Below are 16,195 nucleotides of genomic sequence, written 5' to 3'. Positions count from 1 at the left end.
TTCGGTGCAGGCGGCCCGATGTGCTCGCCTAGTCGCCGCCGACAACGCGGGCGCGGGCTACGAGCGTGGTTCGGAGCCATTCCGGCTCGCAGACCACGAAGTCGTGGTCGAACATCGACGCCCATAACGCGCGCGTGGCGTGGCGACGGTCGGCGAACCGGAGTCCGAGCCGGCATCGTCCTTCTGGTGGCCGGTCGAGATATGTTGCGGCGGCGATCGACTCGATCTGCTCGGCATCGTCGACCGAGCAGTCGATCACCACGTCGACGGGTTCGAAGGAGCGTCGGAACGCGTCACGATGCCGCTCCCAGATCTCGCCGAGGTCGACGTCCTCGGACCGGTGCGCCGGTTCGTCGAGGACGTCCACGTCGCTCATCCGGGAGACGCGGTACATGCGTTCCGCCGAGCCGGCGCCGTCGTGCGACGTGCTGCCGCGCGACGAGGTGGCGACGAGGTACCAGGTCTCGCCCGCCACGATGAGTCCGATCGGGTCGAGGACGTGCTCGCGCGGGGTGTGCGCACCCCGGCTGCGGTAACTCACACGGATCCGTCGGCCCTCGAACACGGCGAGTTGTACGGCCTGGAGGCCGTCGAGGATCTCCGGGGTTCTGACGAAACCCTCCGGACGGACCAGAATCCGCTGCGCGGCGCGCACGGCATGACTCCGATGCGCCTCGGGCAGGGCGGCGGTCACCTTGCGCATGGCGCTGGTGAACGCGGGGGAGTCGACCCGTCCGGTACCGGCGAGCAACGACGTGGCCTCGTCGACGGTCAGTCCGGTGAGATCGGTGCGATACCCCGGTAACAACGCGAAGCCGCCGTGTCGGCCGCGCTCGGCGTAGACCGGCACGCCGGACAGCGACAGCGCGTCGATGTCGCGGAGCACGGTTCGTTCGGAGACCCCGAGCTCGGCGGCCAATACGGCGGCGGTCACCCGCTCGTGCTTCTTCAGCACCATCAGCAGGGCGATGAGACGTTCGGCGCGCACGATCATGATTCTCTCCCGAATACATGACAGAAGATGTCGTGTATCGCGGATTCACTGGTGGCAGACCGACCAACCACCAGGAGAGGACGTCATCATGACCGCAACCACACCAGAGGCCGTTCCCGCCCCAGCCGCACCCGTCGACCCCCGTCCCGCATTCCGAGTGGCAACTGGTTGGGTCACCGCACTGCTGACCGGGATCGCCGACGATCAGCTGGATGCGCCCACTCCCTGCGAGGACTTCGACGTCCGGACACTCTCGGCGCACGTCGTGGCGACCGCCGAGCGTGCCCGGGCACTCGCCGACGGACTCGACGTCCGAACGATGCGGACGATCGCCGAGCAGCACGACGCTGCCACCTACTCCGCACTGGTCGAGGCCGCCCTGGAGGGATGGTCCGATGATGCGTCGCTGACCCGCATGGTCCAGGTGCCGTGGGGTGAGGTACCCGGCGCGGGCGCGCTCTGGGGCTATGTCAGCGAGACCCTCGTGCACGGCTGGGACCTCGCCGTTGCCACCGGGCAACCCGCGGAAGCAGATCCCGCGACGGCCGAGGCGACGCTCGCGGTCGCGCAGCAGTTCATCCCGGCCGAGATCCGCACCGACCCCAACGTGCCGTTCGGCGTCGTCGTCGAACCCCGGCCCGGCGCCGGACCCACTGAGCGACTGGCCAACTGGACCGGCCGGGACCCCGCGGGCTGGTCCCCGGCTTCGTGATCCGAAAGAAGCGAACCCCATGGTTCCCTGAGCCCCCTTCTCCCTGAGGAGCGTCCGGAGCTTGCGGAGGGCGCGTCACGAAGGGTCTGCGACCGAGGGTGCGAGCGGTCCGGCTCGGAGCGTGCAGGTGATCGCCGCAACGTGAAGCGGCCGGTGCGGTCGGCGCCGATCCGGCGTGGGCGTCCGACGGGGAAGAAGCCGTCGACGCCGGCCGCCCCGGTCCCCGCGCCCGTGGAACCCGAGTCCTCGGATGTGGCCGCCGCGCAGCCGATGACCACCGCCGAGCACGAGGAGAAAGTCACTGCGGAGCAGTCGATCTCGCCCGACCCGTCCGAGGTCGAGAAGACCGTCGGTTACCGGGAGCGTCGACGCGCCCGGACGGCCGCGGCGTCGTCGGCGGCGGTGACGCGGAAAGGCAAGCGTCGCGTCCGTTATCGCGGGTCCGATCGTCGTCGGTCGGCGAAGGCGATCGTGGGCGTCGTGGTGGCGCTCGTGGTCATCGTCGTGTGCGCCATCGCATCGGTGGTGTTCGCGCTCGGCATCGCGCGTCAGGACCGGACCGACGACCTGCGGGCCGAGTATTCCGCGTTCGCTTCGCAGGTTCTCGTGAACCTGACCAGCATGAATCCCGACACCGTCGACCAGACGCTGACGTCGGTCCAGGAGGACACGAGCGGCAAGGTCAAGCAAGAGGTCGAGAACAACATCCAGCAGGTGGCGGCCCTTGTCCGGGACGGCAAGCTCGAGACCCGCTCGCTCATCCTCTCGTCCGCGGTGACCAAGGCCGAACCCGACGAAGGCTCGGTCATCATGGTGTTCGGCTGGCATCAGCGATCGCTCGACGGCGAGGTGCCGTCACAGGAGAAGGTGTTCCGCTGGCGGGTGGACATGACGCGGATCAACGGCGACCTCAAGATGACCGACTTCGAGTGGGTGGCGTGATGTCGGCCCGCTCCGAGTCCGCGCCCCGATCCGAGCCCGCGCCGAAGTCGACCGGATCTCGATTCGCCCTGCGCAAGGGGCGCCTGGGTCTGATCGCACTCGGCGTGGTGCTGGTCGCCGCGATCGCCGTGACCGCATTTCTCGGTTTTCGCTTCACCCAGGGCCGCGGGGTCGAGGACGCCCGCGCATCGTCGCTGGCGGCGGCCCGGGACTATGCGACGACGATGTTCGGGTACAACGCCGAGAACGTCACCGAGCACATCGACCAGTCGATGAGTGTGCTCACCGGGCCGGCGAAGCCGGAGTACACGAAGCTGATCACCGACAACAATCTCGCCGCCGAGGTGCGCAAGCAGTCGGTGGTGTCCGAGGTGACGATCCAGGACGCGGGTGTGGTGACCAACACCGCGGACACCTCGCAGGTCCTGATCTTCATGAATCAGTCGGTGACCCGCGGCAACAAGGAACTCGTGAGCATCAACCCGTCGCGGCTGACCTTCGACATGAAACGCGAGGGCGACCGCTGGATGATCAACTCGATCGAGGTGATCACCGACGACACGTTCCGATCGAAGATCGAGGTCGTCGAGTCATTGCCGCCCGACGCGAAGCCGCTGCCCGGCCCGAGTTCGGCACCCTCCGGTGCGCCGTCCCCGGCTCCCGGCCCGTCCGTGGCGCCGGTGCCGACTCCCTGACCGCCTTAATCCGTTGCGGCCCGCCCGAATCGGGCGTACGTTCGCGGGTACACAAGGAAGGAGGTGGTCTGATAGTGATTTCTCATCGGACATGTGAGGTGACCATCCGTTAGCAGTTGACCGTGTGGCATTCGTGTCGCACCGAGGCGGGATTCCCGCCGGTCGGCGCAAGCGAATACCAGGTGGTCACCCGGCCCCCGCATCCCGACCCGGTCCGGTCGGCGCAGGCCCTTCGTGGGCGGTGCGGGGGCCGTTCCATGTCTGCTGACGGTTTTGTTCGGTGAATACCCCTACAGGGTAGAAGTACCCCTGGCGTATATACCCTAGGGGGGTATACCCTCGACCTCATGAACACGCACCACGACCATCCACCGACAACGCCGGCACCGGCCGACCACGCGCACCGCCCCCAGTTCGATCCCGGGCCCGACGGCCACGAGGGGCACGCCGATCACACCGGCCACGGCGGACATGCCGGCCATGCGGGCCACGGCGACCACGTGGCGCAATTCCGGCGACTGTTCTGGATCATGCTCGTGCTGGCGGTCCCGACCGTGGCCTTCAACGACATGTTCGCCGACATACTCGGCTACGGTCTGCCCGACGCGGAGTGGGTCCGGTGGGTGTCACCGCTGCTCGGCACAGTTCTCTTCGTGTGGGGCGGGCGCCCGTTCCTCGTCGGCGCGGCCGCCGAGCTCCGAGCTCGTCGCCCGGGGATGATGCTTCTGATCTCGCTCGCGCTCACCGTCGCCTTCGTCGCCTCCTGGGGTTCGACGCTGCACCTGTTCGACCACCACCTGAATTTCTGGTGGGAGCTGGCACTGCTCGTCGTGATCATGCTGCTCGGCCACTGGATCGAGATGCGCTCGCTGGCCCGGACGACATCGGCTCTCGACTCACTCGCCGCGCTCCTTCCGGACGAGGCCGAGAAGGTCGTGGGCAGCGACATCATCTCGGTATCTCCCGAGGAACTGGTCGTCGGCGACGTGGTCGTCGTCCGGCCCGGCGGGTCCGTGCCCGCCGACGGCGCCATCGTCGACGGTTCGGCGAGCATGGACGAGTCGATGGTCACCGGGGAGTCGGCACCCGTTCGGCGGGAGGTCGGTGACGTCGTGGTCGCCGGCACCGTCGCGACCGATTCCGGACTGCGGGTCCGCGTGACCGCGACCGGCGACGACACCGCGCTGGCCGGGATCGGACGCCTCGTCGCCGATGCGCAGGCATCGTCGTCACGGGCCCAACGACTCGCCGATACCGCGGCCGGGTGGCTGTTCTGGTTCGCACTCGGCGCCGCGGTCCTCACCGCGATCGCCTGGACCGCGGTCGGATCGCCCGACGAGGCCGTCGTTCGCGTGATCACGGTGCTGGTCATCGCATGCCCCCACGCGTTGGGACTCGCGATCCCGCTCGTCGTCTCCATCGCCACAGAGCGGGCCGCGCGTGCCGGGGTCCTGATCAAGGACAGGCTCGCCCTCGAGTCGATGCGCAACGTCGACGCCGTGCTCTTCGACAAGACCGGCACCCTGACGAAGGGAGAACCGACCGTCCTCGAGCTCGAACCGGCTCCCGGGCAGGACCGGCGTCGAGTGCTGACCCTCGCGGCCGCCGCGGAGGCGGGCAGTGAGCATCCGCTGGCCTCGGCGATCGTGCGGGCCGCTCGAGATGAGGGAATCGATCTGCCCGTCGCACAGGACTTCTCCTCGTCGCCTGCGGTGGGGGTGTCTGCATCCGTCGACGGCCACGGGGTCCGGGTGGGTGGACCCAACCTGCTCGCCGAGCACGGCCTCGACGAACTGCCCGTCGCGTCGTCGTGGCGGGAGCAGGGGGCGATCATCCTGCACGTGCTCGTCGACGATCGTGTCGTAGGGGCGTTCCGGCTCGCCGACGAGGTCCGTCCGGAGTCGCGTGTGGCCGTGGACGAACTCCACGCTCTCGACGTGCAGGTCGTGATGATCACCGGCGACGCGCAGGCGGTGGCCGACGATGTCGCCGGCCGGTTGGGCATCGACCGGGTGTACGCCGGGGTCCGGCCCGAGGACAAGGCCGCCATTGTCGCGGACCTGCAGCACGAAGGTCGTCGCGTCGCGATGGTCGGCGACGGCGTCAACGACGCCCCCGCACTCGCGCAGGCCGACGTCGGGATCGCGATCGGTGCCGGCACCGACGTGGCCATCGGCTCGGCCGGCGTCATCCTCGCCTCCTCTGATCCGCGATCGGTCCTGTCGGTCATCGAGCTGTCGCGTGCCGGCTACCGGAAGATGGCGCAGAACCTCTGGTGGGCAGCGGGTTACAACCTCATCTCGGTGCCGTTGGCGGCCGGGATCCTGGCGCCGATCGGGTTCGTCCTGCCCATGAGTGTCGGCGCGATCCTGATGTCCGCCTCGACGGTGGTCGTGGCGTTGAACGCACAGCTGCTGCGTCGACTCGATCTGCGTCCCGGTTCCATCCGAAACCGGTCCGGGCGCAGGTAGGGCAGCGCTACGAGATTCGCGTAGCGCAGTACTCGCGAAACCGCGGCGTGAAACCGCTGGACTGGGAGCACAGCACAGTCCACGGCGCCCGCCGGGGCGTCGAGAGGGAGAAGAAGACATGGTGACCATGCATGTCGCCGCGGCGGTCGGGACGCAGGATCGCGATCGCATCGAACCCGTGGTGGGCGAGAACTACTGGACCCCGGGCGACCCGGACTTCGGGACGGCGTCGGCACCCCGATTCGCGTTCGCCGACCCGCACGCCGCCGGCTTGTTCCACGCCGAGGACCTGTCGCGGGAGCCCGGTGACCGCATCGCCGTCCACAACCGCGGTGTGCACGACGTGGCTGCCGTGGTCCTGCTCGAGGATGGCCGGTCGTATGTCGAACTCTTGACTCCCGGTTCGGAAATCGCTCTGCCGGAGGTGGATTCGCTCACCTACCTCCAGGCCCCCCGCACCGCTGCCGGCCGGCCGGTTCTGTACGGCGCGGTGTGGGTGCGCGACGGGCGGGTGATGCCGGTGACGGTTCCGATCCCCACCCGCCGCGAGTTCCTCGACCAGCGATATCTCACCCCGTGGAGCGCGGAGTGGAACGGCGGTGTCTCCGGTCGGCACATGCTCGATGCCGCGGCGGCCGGTGTCTCGTACCAGTACCGGACGGGCGGTTCGACGTTCGTCGTACGCAACGCGGGCAGCGACTGGATCGGGGTGGTCCATCGGTCCGGCACGGAGTTCACCTTCGTCGAATGCCCACCGGGTGGGCGTGCCGTCTTCGAACTCTCCCCGCAGTCCGCCCGCGCTGAGGTGTTCTCGGTCGTCGGTCGCCGGGGCGGCGGCACGGCCGGGCACGCCCCGTACATGTCGAGGTCGGGAACCGTGCATCCCGGTTGGGCGGGTCGGCCGGGGGAAGTCACCGCCTACGGTTCGGTCGTCGTCATGCTCGGCGCGCCGGTGTACAGCGCGCTGCCGAAACGCAATCTGTACCTTGCGTTCTCGGATCGGCGGCCCTTCGAGGCTCGCTTCGCTCGCACCTCAGGGAGCAGGGGGCCGAGCCGCCGGGAGCGAAGCGAGCGGGGCGAATGTGCGAGCCGCCGGGAGCAGGGCGCGCGTCCCTGCCGCGGGTTCCGTCGATGAGGTGGATCAGCCGACGTGGCGGCGCAGCTTGGCGGAGAGCCGCGGGGTGAGGTCCCCGTCGGCGTCGACGCGCTCCTCGACGTAGGCGAGGTCGCCGTCGGCGACGAGTCCGTACAGCCGTTTGGCGCCGCCGGTGCGTTGACCTGATTCTGCCTTGATGACGACGTCGGTGGCGAGTTCCCAGGTGGTCTGATTCAGGGGAGTGCCGTAGAAGAGTTCGATCGAGCCCTCGGCGTGGGCGAGGAGCAATTCGATGGTGTCGTCCTCACCGATCCGCCAGAACCCGGACTCGCGGAGGTCGGGCCGCTGGTAGGCAGCATCGTCGTCGATCACCCACGAGCGGGACTCCCAGGTGAGGAAGTTCTGGCCGTCGTGGGACACGACGATCTGCTGAGCGAAGTGATAGTCGGTGTCCGTCTGGGGATCGTGGCCTTCGCCCTCGCCACGCCACACGCCGACGAGCGGCAGGAGTGCGAGGAGGCCGGGATGCAGGTCCGCGCCGAGGCGGAGGTTCGCGGTGTCGGCCGGGAGCGGCAGATCATCCCATGTGGGGACGTTGCGTTCACGGCTGCCGGACTCCACCGCCCGGGCCTCGGCCTGACTGATCGCCTCGTCACCGGACCGACGCGGTTGCGAGAGTGCGTCGGCAGAACCGTCCTCGGACGGGTCCGGGTCGGCAGGGCCGTCGGCCGTCGTGCCGCCGGGTGGGGGCGTCACGACTCGTCGGTCACCAGGCGGTACAGGGTGTAGACACCGAACCAGGTGATCAGCACGGCGGCCAGGATCAGCAGGATTTCGAAGAAGAGGACCACGAGGGGAATTCTAACCCCGCCGTGGTCAGGGCGCCGTCGAGGGGTGGGCCCTTCGTGGCTCGTCGCTTACGCTCCTCGCACCTCAGGGACCAGTGGGATCAGAGGGCGGAGAGAACGAGACAGCCCGGTCACCGCGGGTGCGGTGACCGGGCTGCCGGGTCGAGCGTGGCGTCACTTCGAGACGGTGATGTCCTTCTCGTGGATGCCGGGGCCCTCGGGGCTGATCGTCACGTCGCCGTTGCCCACCGCGGACAGGGCGCGCAGCGTCCAGGTGCCGGGGGCGGCGAAGAAACGGAAGTCGCCGGTGGGCGATGCCACGACCTCGGCGGTGAACTCACCGGTCGAGTCGAGCAGACGCACGAAGGCGCCGGCGACGGGCGAACCCGAGCCGTCGGTGACCTGTCCGGTCAGGACGGTCTCCTTCTCCACGTCGACGCCAGCGGGCAGCTTCTGTCCCTGCTTGGGTGCAGCACACATATCTCTTACTTTCCTTCTCCGAGTTCGATCGGGACGCCGATCAGCGAGCCGTACTCGGTCCAGCTGCCGTCGTAGTTCTTGACGTTCTGCTGGCCGAGCAGTTCCTTCAGCACGAACCAGGTGTGGCTCGACCGCTCGCCGATGCGGCAGTACGCGATGGTGTCCTTCGAGCCGTCGAGTCCCGCCTCGCCGTAGAGCTCCTTGAGCTCCTCGTCGGACTTGAAGGTGCCGTCCTCGTTGGCGGCCTTGCTCCACGGCACGTTGATCGCGCTCGGGATGTGACCGGGACGCTGGCTCTGCTCCTGCGGGAGGTGGGCCGGCGCGAGGATCTTGCCGGAGAACTCGTCCGGGCTGCGCACGTCGACGAGGTTCTTGGTGCCGATGGCGTCGACGACCTCATCGCGGAACGCGCGGATACTGACATCCGGCTCGCCGGCCTTGTAGGTCGTGGCGGGACGGCTGACGGCGTCGCTGGACAGCGGGCGACCGTCGAGCTCCCACTTCTTGCGGCCGCCGTCGAGGAGCTTGACGTCGTTGTGGCCGTACAGCTTGAAGTACCAGTAGGCGTATGCAGCGAACCAGTTGTTGTTGCCGCCGTAGAGGATCACGGTGTCGTCGTTCGCGATCCCGCGCTCGGAGAGCAACTTGCCGAACTGTTCGGCATCGACGAAGTCGCGGCGGACCGGATCCTGCAGGTCGGTCTTCCAGTCGAGCTTGACGGCGCCGGCGATGTGCCCGCCGTCGTAGGCCGAGGTGTCCTCGTCGACCTCGACGAAGACGGTCTTGTCGGCCTTGAGGTTCTGCTCAGCCCATTCGGTGCTGACCAGGACGTCGGAACGTGCCATGGCGGTGTCCTTTCGGAGTGGATCGGTGATGGTCATCGAACAGATGGAGATGGTGGAGACGGTGAGGCGCGAGAAGGATGCCCGCGTCTCGGGGAGATGAGCACGGGTGACGGCGCATGGGAACGAGGTCGCAGACCTCGGTGGAGACGCCCCCGTTCTCATCGACGGTGTGGGCGGACCGGCTGCTCAACGCAGCACGGGTTGGTCACACCGTCAACGGCGAGTGCGACAACAGCAGTCGGCGACACGACAGAAGTCGATCGCCCGGCGTCGTGTGAGCAAGTACTCACGGCGCTGCTGCATGCCCACGAGGGTACAACAGAGCCGATCGAGCCCCCAACGGCCGGGGTGCTTTGCCGCCGAGACCGGGAGAACACGGTCTGAACTGCTCAGAAGCGGTCGAGGCGCACCGATGCCGGACCGGAGTCGCCGACCAGTTGGACGTCCCCGCCGAAACTCTCCGCGCGATCGGGTTCGACATCCCAGGCCATCGGCAGGCGCGGGAGCGTCAGGCTGAACCGATCGAGCACGGCGGCGCGGAATTCCGCCGGGACCTCGGCGTCGACGTGGCGTTCGGGGCCGGTGTAGAAGCCGGTCGCCCGGATGTCCAGTGCGCCGTCGACGACGGAGAGGTCGACGGACACACTCACCCGCACCTTGGGGCGGTCGTAGGACGACGCCGACGGCGGGTCGGCGGGATCGAGCCCGTCGCCCGGCGGCAGTGCGACCGTGCCGGTGAGCACGACGCCGGTCTCGCGACTGACGATGCCGTCCTGGGGCCCGCCTGCGCCCGCCGTGTCGTCCGGTCCCGGGGTGCTGACGGTCAGGTCGATGATGCGCAGATACCGGGCCAGGGTGACGGCATCGAGGCGGGTGTACGCCGAGATCGAGCCGGTGTGGAGAACATCACTCGCCGAGAATCCGCTGCCGTCGGCCACGTCGAACGGGCCGAGAGAAGCACCCAGCTCACCGCGGCAGACTCCGCGGGCGGGCGGACACCCGGGTAGTTCGACGCCGCGGGCGGCGATCGTGGCCCCGTCGAAGTGACCGGCGGACGACTGCGGGGTGAACGGGAAACCCGCGATGGTGACCTCGGGATCGAAAGTCACGCGGGGGGATTGGGCGAGGGCGCGGGAGAACTGATGCTCCCCGCGAACGGCGGCCCCGACGTCGACGCCGAGCGCGACCCCCGCGGCGGCCAGGGCGGCGACCACACCGATGACGAGCACTTTCCGGATGCGCGGCATGCTCGGCCGATCACCCTCCCCGTCGTGGTCATCCGGCGGTCGTGGTCGCCTTGTTAACAGGTGAGCGCGCCGGTGGCGCTATTCTGTCACCTATCTCGCACACGTTGGTAAGGCGGCGTAAACAATCGCCGAGCCACGCGCGGGTGGCGTTCACGTCGTGGTGAGCGATCTGGATGGTCCGGGACGGGGACGAACGAGATCGGAGTGCTGGGTGGATCTCTTGTTGTTGACGGCCGACCCGAATCCGGAGTCGGTCTTGCCGTCGTTGTCGCTGCTCGCGCACACGGTGCGGACCGCTCCGACCGAGGTGTCGTCACTCATGGAGGCGGGGAACGCCGATGTGGCGCTGGTCGATGCCCGCGCCGACCTGGCGGCGGCCCGCGGGCTGTGCCGCCTGTTGGGCAGCACCGGCTCCTCGGTGCCGGTCGCGGCGGTGCTGACCGAGGGCGGGCTGGTCGCGGTCAACGCGGACTGGGGCATCGACGAATTCCTGCTGCCGGGTACCGGTCCGGCCGAACTCGATGCCCGGTTGCGCCTGCTCGTGGTTCGAACCCGGGGGGTTGCTGCGGAGGAGTCCTCGGGCAAGGTCACGCTGGGGGAACTCGTCATCGACGAGGGGACCTACACCGCACGCCTGCGCGGACGTCCGCTCGACCTGACCTACAAGGAGTTCGAGCTCCTGAAGTACTTGGCGCAGAATGCGGGTCGCGTGTTCACGCGCGCCCAGCTGCTCCAGGAGGTGTGGGGGTACGACTTCTTCGGCGGCACCCGCACCGTCGACGTCCATGTCCGTCGACTCCGCGCCAAACTCGGCAGCGAGCACGAGTCGCTGATCGGGACCGTCCGCAACGTCGGATACAAGGCAGTCCGTCCGACGCGTGGCCGGGCGCCCGCGGCCGACGCCGACCTGTCCGAGGACGCCTCTGGCCCCGATGCGGTCGGCACCGATGACTTCGACGACGCGCTCGACGGTCCCGATCCGTTCGACGAGGAGTTCAGTGCCAGTGCCGGGAACTGAGGACCCGCAGGTGCGTCGAGGCGCACTGCCCGACGACGTCGCTGAATTCGCTCACCGTTTGGTGCGCGAGGCGAACGACGCCGATGGTGTCGCCCCGCTCTCGGAGGGGGCGGTCGCCGCGATCGACGCCCCCGAGGGCTCGCCGATCGTGCACGTCAGGTCGAAGGCGGGGTACGCCGTCATCGTCCCCGGTCGCGACGGCGAGCCGGCGATGATCGAGGCGGTTGTCGACCCGGCGCACCGACGGGAGGGACATGGCCGGGCGCTGCTCGACGCGGCGTTCGGGGCCGCGCCCGAATCGGGGTCGGGGGTCCGGGTGTGGGCTCATGGAAATCTGCCTGGTGCGGTGGCGCTCGCCGCGGCGATGGGGCTGACGAAACGTCGCGAACTGCTGCAGCTGCGCCGCCCGGTCGGACCCGGCCACGAACTCCCCGAACTCGTCGTCGACCCGACGGTCGACCTGCGGACCTATGCCGGACCGGCCGATGACGCCGAGATCCTGCGGGTGAACAACGCGGCCTTCGACTGGCATCCCGAGCAGGGTGGCTGGTCGCCGGAGCAGATCCGTGAACGGGTTGCCGCCGACTGGTTCGATCCGGCGGGTTTGTTCCTCGCCTTCGACCGTGCCGGCGACGGATCGGGCGGGGGAGATGGCAAGCTCCTCGGGTTCCACTGGACGAAGCGGCACGACGCGGACCTCGGCGAGGTGTACATCGTCGGCGTCGATCCTGCGGCGCAGGGTCGCGGACTGGGTCGGTTGTTGACGCTCGCCGGCCTGCATCACCTTGCGCGCGAGGGCGTCTCGGAGATCAACCTCTACGTGGAGGGTGACAACGTCGCCGCGCTGCACACCTACGAGCGCCTCGGGTTCACCCGATACGCCGTCGACGTCGCCTACGGCTGAGGCTGCCCGAGTGCGGCGCCGATGGCGTCGACGACGTCGCCGATGTGGGGCTCGCGAACCACGGACAGGTGATTGCACTCGAGACGGAGGACGTCGACGTCCCCGGTCACGATGTGCCGCCGCCACACCGAAGGGTCGTCACGATTCTCGCTGCCCTGCACCACGAGCGCGCGACCGGTGTACGGGCGGGGGCGGTGCAGCCGCGCCACCCGGACACCGAGTTCCTCGAGCGCCTGCGCGTCGGCGGTCGGCGAGGTTCTCACCACACCGGCGAGCGGAACCCGAATTCGTCGGCGCCACGATTCTTTCCGGGGAGCGGTTCATATGTGGTGGCCGTCGTGAGGGACGGGTCGGCGCGCTTGGCGCGATGCAGCACCCGCGGTGGGACGAACGTGTCCACCACGACGACCAGATCGACATGGTGCCCGTCGGCCTCGAGGCGTCGCGCGGCCGCCGGTCGTCGGGCAGGCCACCGGGCGGTCTCGCCGGTGGGGCGAGGGCAGGAGCCCGCCCCGGGTGTGCGGGCCGATTCGCGCGAGCCCGACGATCCGTCCTGTAGCCAGGTGCCCAAGTCTCGAATGTCGGGTTACGCAGATCACGTACGATCACGCCTGGGCAGGTCGCATCCCGTCTGCCTTGGCCAGTTCACCTGTCGTTCATCTTTTGGAGGGGATCAGTCCACCACGCCCCCATAGCTTTCCACTCGGACACTCCGGAGCCGACGCCAGTCGGAGCGGGGAACGCGAACGGAAAGGCAACACCAGCGGTGAAAATCAATCGGAACGGCGCCCTGGCGTCGGTGTCGGCGATCGCGGCACTGACACTCGTCACGGCGTGCGGCGGTGGGGGAAGCGAACAGACTGTCAGCGGCGAGGGCTCGACCGCGCAGCAGAAGGCCATGGAGCACTTCAGCCAGGTCCTCACCGACAACAGCGACATCGTGCTCGACTACACCGGCAGCGGCTCGGGCGACGGCATCAAGAAGTTCATCGCGGGCGACGTCGACTTCGCCGGCTCGGACTCGGCCCTCAAGGACGACGAGGTCACCGACGCCACCGCACGTTGCAACGGCAACGCCCCCTGGCACCTCCCGCTGGTCGTCGGCCCCGTCGCGGTCGCCTACAACCTCGACGGTGTCGAGGACCTCAAGCTCAATCCCAGCGTCATCGCGCAGATCTTCAACGGCAAGATCACCACCTGGAACGATCCCAAGATCGCCGCGCTGAACCCCGGTGTGTCGCTGCCCACCACCGACATCGTGCCGGTGTACCGCTCGGACAGCTCGGGCACCACCGACAACTTCCAGCGCTTCCTGGAGAACTCGGCCCCCGCTGACTGGCCGTACGAGCACAGCAAGGAATTCGCACCCAAGGGTGTCGGTTCCGGTGCCTCGAAGTCGACCGGCGTCGGCGACACCGTCAAGAAGACCCCGGGTTCGATCACCTACGTCGAGTGGGGCTTCGCCACCGAGAACGACCTCGGTGTCGCTCAGATCGACTTCGGCGCCGGCCCGGTCACGCTGAACGCGGAGAGCGCGGGCAACGCCCTCGAGTCGCTGGCCTTCGCCGATCCGGCCAGCAAGGACCTCGTCGTCGACACCGACGCCCTGTTCGCTTCGAAGGCTCCGGGCGCCTACCCGCTGCTGCTCACCCCGTACTCGATCGTCTGCTCGGCGGGCTACGAGGACGAGGCCACCAGCCAGACGCTGAAGGACGCGTTCACCGCGGTCCTGAACGACGGCCAGGCCGGCCTCGAGGAGATCGGCTACGTGCCGGTACCCGACGCCTTCAAGACCAAGCTGCAGGGGACCATCGACTCGCTGTCCGGTGGGTCCGGGAACGCCTGATCAATCCCCTCTGATCACGTGCGCGGGGCCGCCTCGGTTGCGGTCCCGCGCGTGTGGTTGACACACTGACACGACATTTCGCGTGTCCACGAGACGGCGGGAAGTGGCCCCAATGACCAGAGCCGAATCACAAGAAGGACGCATGACCTCGCTGAGCAAAGAGGGTGGCGCGATCCCGCCGGACACCGGCGAATTCCAGGCCCCCGGGTCATCGCCCGACCAACCCGGATCCTCGCTCCACGCGGCCGCGCATCACCGCGTCGCCGACCGGGTGTTCCGCACCCTGGCCGTCGGCTCGGGATTCGTGGTCTCGATCGTCATCGCGCTGATCGCACTCTTCCTTCTCGCACAGGCGATTCCGTCGCTGGCGCAGAACGAGGAGAACTTCTTCACCTACACCGGGCAGTGGATCACCAGCGGAGATCAGCTCGCCTTCGGTATCCCCCAGCTGTTCTACGCAACGGTCGTGGTGTCGGTCATCGCGCTGCTGATCGCCATGCCGGTGGCGCTGGGTATCTCGATCTTCCTCACCGAGTACGCGCCGAAGCGCTTCGTCGGCCCGATCACCTACACCGTCGACCTCCTCGCGGCGGTGCCGTCCATCGTCTACGGCCTCTGGGGCATTCTCGTGCTCGGCCCGGCGCTGGTGCCGGTGAACGAGTGGCTGGTCGGCAATCTCGGCTTCCTGCCGTTCTTCCAGGAGCCCACCCAGATCGCGAACATGAGCACCGGCGGCACGCTGCTGACCGCAGGCATCGTGCTGGCGGTCATGATCCTGCCGATCATCACCGCGGTCACGCGCGAGGTCTTCATGCAGACCCCCAAGGGGCATCGTGAAGCCGCGCTCGCCCTGGGCGCCACCAAGTTCGAGGTCGTCAAGGTCGCCGTGCTGCCCTTCGGGTTCTCCGGCTACATCTCCGGTTCTATGCTCGGTCTGGGTCGCGCGCTCGGCGAGACGATGGCGCTGCTGCTCATCATCTCGACCGCCGGTCCCATGAACTTCAACCTCATGGAGAGCGGCGAGACCTTCGCGACCAAGATCGCCAACAACGCGGCCGAATTCGACTCGCCCGCCAAGACCGGTGCCTACATCTCGGCCGGCCTGACCCTGTTCGTCCTGACCTTCATCGTCAACGCCGCCGCCCGCGCGGTCGTCGCCGGAAAGAAGTGACCATGTCTGTGACCACGACTACTTCCGCGGCCGATCCGGTCAAGAAGCCCTCCGGCTTCACCCCGATGTCCGGGCGCCGACGTTTCACCGACGGGACCGTCCGTGTCGCCGTCATGGCCGCCCTGCTGCTGGCGCTGGTTCCCCTGCTCTGGTTGGTCTTCACGCTGGTGTCGCGGGGTATCGAGACGATCATCGACATCGACTGGTGGACCCAGGCCGAGCGACGCGGCGGCGCCGCCAACGCGATCGTCGGCACGCTGATGCAGACCGCCCTCGCGGCGGTCATCTCCATCCCGCTCGGCATCTTCGTCGCCATCTATCTGGTGGAGTACGCGACGAAGAAATCGCTGCTCGCGCGTGTCACCACGTTCATGGTCGACATCCTCTCGGGTGTGCCCTCGATCGTCGCCGCGCTGTTCGTCTACGCGGTGTGGCGCACCACCCTCGGATTGCCCCGCTCGGGATTCGTGGTCGCGATCGCGCTGGTGCTGCTGATGGTCCCGCTCGTGGTGCGCGCCACCGAAGAGATGCTGAAGATCGTCCCGCAGGACCTGCGCGAGGCGTCGTACGCCCTGGGTATCCCGAAGTGGAAGACGATCGTGAAGATCGTCCTGCCGACGGCTCTGTCGGGCATCGTCACCGGCGTCATGCTGGCCATCGCCCGGGTCATGGGCGAATCGGCGCCGGTCCTCATCCTCGTCGGTGCCACCCGCGCGATGAACTGGAATCCCTTCGACGGCAACCAGCAGTCGCTGCCGCTGATGATGGTGCAGCAGTACAACAACGGACCGGGCGCCTTCGATCAGGTATGGGGCGCGGCGCTGACATTGGTGATCCTCGTTGCCATCGTCTACTTCGGCGCCAAGGCGGTGTCGAAGATCTTCGCCCCCAAGACTTCCTGACCACCCACCCTTCTCGGGTCATCT

The 16,195-nt window shown here is 68.3% G+C and carries 17 protein-coding genes; 10 read left to right on the top strand and 7 right to left on the bottom strand.

Annotated elements, in window-relative coordinates; all coding sequences use genetic code 11:
- Positions 1 to 28: 28 nt before the first annotated feature.
- Entirely contained in the window at positions 29 to 988 is a 960-nt protein-coding gene (locus tag Q9R39_RS03975; RefSeq protein WP_058253578.1) for a YafY family protein, read from the bottom strand.
- Between the two features lie 94 nt (positions 989 to 1,082).
- Here Q9R39_RS03975 and Q9R39_RS03970 point away from each other — a divergent pair, with 94 nt between their 5' ends.
- The 5 genes from Q9R39_RS03970 (at position 1,083) to Q9R39_RS03950 (ending at position 6,949) form a co-directional block, all read left to right on the top strand.
- Positions 1,083 to 1,706 carry a TIGR03086 family metal-binding protein gene (locus tag Q9R39_RS03970; protein WP_058253571.1) on the top strand — a complete coding sequence of 208 codons (624 nt, stop codon included), beginning with the start codon at positions 1,083 to 1,085 and terminating at the stop codon, positions 1,704 to 1,706.
- A gap of 141 nt (positions 1,707 to 1,847) precedes the next feature.
- Positions 1,848 to 2,648 carry a hypothetical protein gene (locus Q9R39_RS03965; RefSeq protein WP_311277128.1) on the top strand — a complete coding sequence of 267 codons (801 nt, stop codon included), beginning with the start codon at positions 1,848 to 1,850 and terminating at the stop codon, positions 2,646 to 2,648.
- On the top strand, positions 2,648 to 3,343 hold the full coding sequence (locus Q9R39_RS03960) for a hypothetical protein (protein ID WP_231742641.1): 696 nt from the start codon (positions 2,648 to 2,650) through the stop codon (positions 3,341 to 3,343). The genes Q9R39_RS03965 and Q9R39_RS03960 overlap by 1 nt, the downstream gene beginning before the upstream one ends.
- A gap of 347 nt (positions 3,344 to 3,690) precedes the next feature.
- Positions 3,691 to 5,814, top strand: coding sequence for a heavy metal translocating P-type ATPase (locus tag Q9R39_RS03955; RefSeq protein WP_311277127.1), 2,124 nt, complete (start codon positions 3,691 to 3,693; stop codon positions 5,812 to 5,814).
- Positions 5,815 to 5,932: 118 nt separating this feature from the next.
- Positions 5,933 to 6,949 (top strand): hypothetical protein, encoded by a 1,017-nt coding sequence (locus tag Q9R39_RS03950; RefSeq protein ID WP_311277126.1) that lies wholly within the window; start codon positions 5,933 to 5,935, stop codon positions 6,947 to 6,949.
- 6 nt (positions 6,950 to 6,955) lie between these two features.
- Here Q9R39_RS03950 and Q9R39_RS03945 read toward each other — a convergent pair whose 3' ends face one another.
- The 4 genes from Q9R39_RS03945 to Q9R39_RS03930 form a co-directional block, all read right to left on the bottom strand.
- Positions 6,956 to 7,666, bottom strand: coding sequence for an FABP family protein (locus tag Q9R39_RS03945; protein ID WP_078113629.1), 711 nt, complete (start codon positions 7,664 to 7,666; stop codon positions 6,956 to 6,958).
- A gap of 266 nt (positions 7,667 to 7,932) precedes the next feature.
- Positions 7,933 to 8,238 carry a DUF1416 domain-containing protein gene (locus tag Q9R39_RS03940; RefSeq protein ID WP_010840619.1) on the bottom strand — a complete coding sequence of 102 codons (306 nt, stop codon included), beginning with the start codon at positions 8,236 to 8,238 and terminating at the stop codon, positions 7,933 to 7,935.
- A 5-nt stretch (positions 8,239 to 8,243) separates the two neighbouring features.
- Positions 8,244 to 9,083, bottom strand: a complete 840-nt coding sequence (locus tag Q9R39_RS03935; RefSeq protein ID WP_078113655.1) for a sulfurtransferase — start codon at positions 9,081 to 9,083, stop codon at positions 8,244 to 8,246.
- A 389-nt stretch (positions 9,084 to 9,472) separates the two neighbouring features.
- The gene (locus Q9R39_RS03930; protein ID WP_058253540.1) at positions 9,473 to 10,330 is read right to left on the bottom strand and encodes a DUF2993 domain-containing protein; all 858 of its coding nucleotides are present in this window, start codon (positions 10,328 to 10,330) and stop codon (positions 9,473 to 9,475) included.
- Positions 10,331 to 10,541: 211 nt separating this feature from the next.
- On the opposite strand from Q9R39_RS03930, the gene Q9R39_RS03925 reads away from it, so the two are divergent.
- Positions 10,542 to 11,348, top strand: a complete 807-nt coding sequence (locus Q9R39_RS03925; protein WP_058253539.1) for a response regulator transcription factor — start codon at positions 10,542 to 10,544, stop codon at positions 11,346 to 11,348.
- Entirely contained in the window at positions 11,329 to 12,252 is a 924-nt protein-coding gene (gene mshD, locus Q9R39_RS03920) for a mycothiol synthase (RefSeq protein ID WP_058253538.1), read from the top strand. Before Q9R39_RS03925 ends, mshD begins: the two co-directional genes overlap by 20 nt.
- Here the strand turns inward: mshD and Q9R39_RS03915 are convergent.
- Together Q9R39_RS03915 and Q9R39_RS03910 are read right to left on the bottom strand one after the other, a co-directional pair.
- Positions 12,243 to 12,518 (bottom strand): hypothetical protein, encoded by a 276-nt coding sequence (locus tag Q9R39_RS03915; RefSeq protein ID WP_058253537.1) that lies wholly within the window; start codon positions 12,516 to 12,518, stop codon positions 12,243 to 12,245. The two genes, mshD and Q9R39_RS03915, sit on opposite strands and share 10 nt — an antisense overlap.
- Positions 12,512 to 12,823, bottom strand: coding sequence for a hypothetical protein (locus tag Q9R39_RS03910; protein ID WP_058253536.1), 312 nt, complete (start codon positions 12,821 to 12,823; stop codon positions 12,512 to 12,514). The genes Q9R39_RS03915 and Q9R39_RS03910 overlap by 7 nt, the downstream gene beginning before the upstream one ends.
- Before the next feature lie 195 nt (positions 12,824 to 13,018).
- On the opposite strand from Q9R39_RS03910, the gene pstS reads away from it, so the two are divergent.
- The 3 genes from pstS to pstA all read left to right on the top strand — a co-directional run bounded on the left by pstS (position 13,019) and on the right by pstA (position 16,171).
- Positions 13,019 to 14,098, top strand: a complete 1,080-nt coding sequence (gene pstS / locus Q9R39_RS03905; protein ID WP_311277125.1) for a phosphate ABC transporter substrate-binding protein PstS — start codon at positions 13,019 to 13,021, stop codon at positions 14,096 to 14,098.
- A gap of 142 nt (positions 14,099 to 14,240) precedes the next feature.
- Positions 14,241 to 15,269 carry a phosphate ABC transporter permease subunit PstC gene (gene pstC, locus Q9R39_RS03900; RefSeq protein ID WP_137810317.1) on the top strand — a complete coding sequence of 343 codons (1,029 nt, stop codon included), beginning with the start codon at positions 14,241 to 14,243 and terminating at the stop codon, positions 15,267 to 15,269.
- Between the two features lie 2 nt (positions 15,270 to 15,271).
- A complete protein-coding gene (pstA, locus tag Q9R39_RS03895) occupies positions 15,272 to 16,171 on the top strand; it encodes a phosphate ABC transporter permease PstA (protein ID WP_058253533.1) in 900 nt (299 codons plus the stop codon).
- The last annotated feature ends 24 nt before the right edge of the window (positions 16,172 to 16,195 follow it).

This window comes from Gordonia sp. AC31, from assembly GCF_031844505.1.
Classification (GTDB): domain Bacteria; phylum Actinomycetota; class Actinomycetes; order Mycobacteriales; family Mycobacteriaceae; genus Gordonia; species Gordonia hongkongensis.
This window is presented reverse-complemented; position numbering and strand designations above follow the sequence as displayed.

What these genes read in the sequence shown, in the direction of transcription:
- Q9R39_RS03950 (WP_311277126.1), top strand. Translation starts at nt 5,933, where the DNA reads ATGGTGACCATGCATGTCGCCGCGGCGGTCGGGACGCAGGATCGCGAT.
- pstA (WP_058253533.1), top strand. Translation starts at nt 15,272, where the DNA reads ATGTCTGTGACCACGACTACTTCCGCGGCCGATCCGGTCAAGAAGCCC.
- Q9R39_RS03970 (WP_058253571.1), top strand. Translation starts at nt 1,083, where the DNA reads ATGACCGCAACCACACCAGAGGCCGTTCCCGCCCCAGCCGCACCCGTC.
- Q9R39_RS03940 (WP_010840619.1), bottom strand. Translation starts at nt 8,238, where the DNA reads ATGTGTGCTGCACCCAAGCAGGGACAGAAGCTGCCCGCTGGCGTCGAC.
- Q9R39_RS03935 (WP_078113655.1), bottom strand. Translation starts at nt 9,083, where the DNA reads ATGGCACGTTCCGACGTCCTGGTCAGCACCGAATGGGCTGAGCAGAAC.
- pstC (WP_137810317.1), top strand. Translation starts at nt 14,241, where the DNA reads ATGACCTCGCTGAGCAAAGAGGGTGGCGCGATCCCGCCGGACACCGGC.
- Q9R39_RS03930 (WP_058253540.1), bottom strand. Translation starts at nt 10,330, where the DNA reads ATGCCGCGCATCCGGAAAGTGCTCGTCATCGGTGTGGTCGCCGCCCTG.
- Q9R39_RS03955 (WP_311277127.1), top strand. Translation starts at nt 3,691, where the DNA reads ATGAACACGCACCACGACCATCCACCGACAACGCCGGCACCGGCCGAC.
- Q9R39_RS03960 (WP_231742641.1), top strand. Translation starts at nt 2,648, where the DNA reads ATGTCGGCCCGCTCCGAGTCCGCGCCCCGATCCGAGCCCGCGCCGAAG.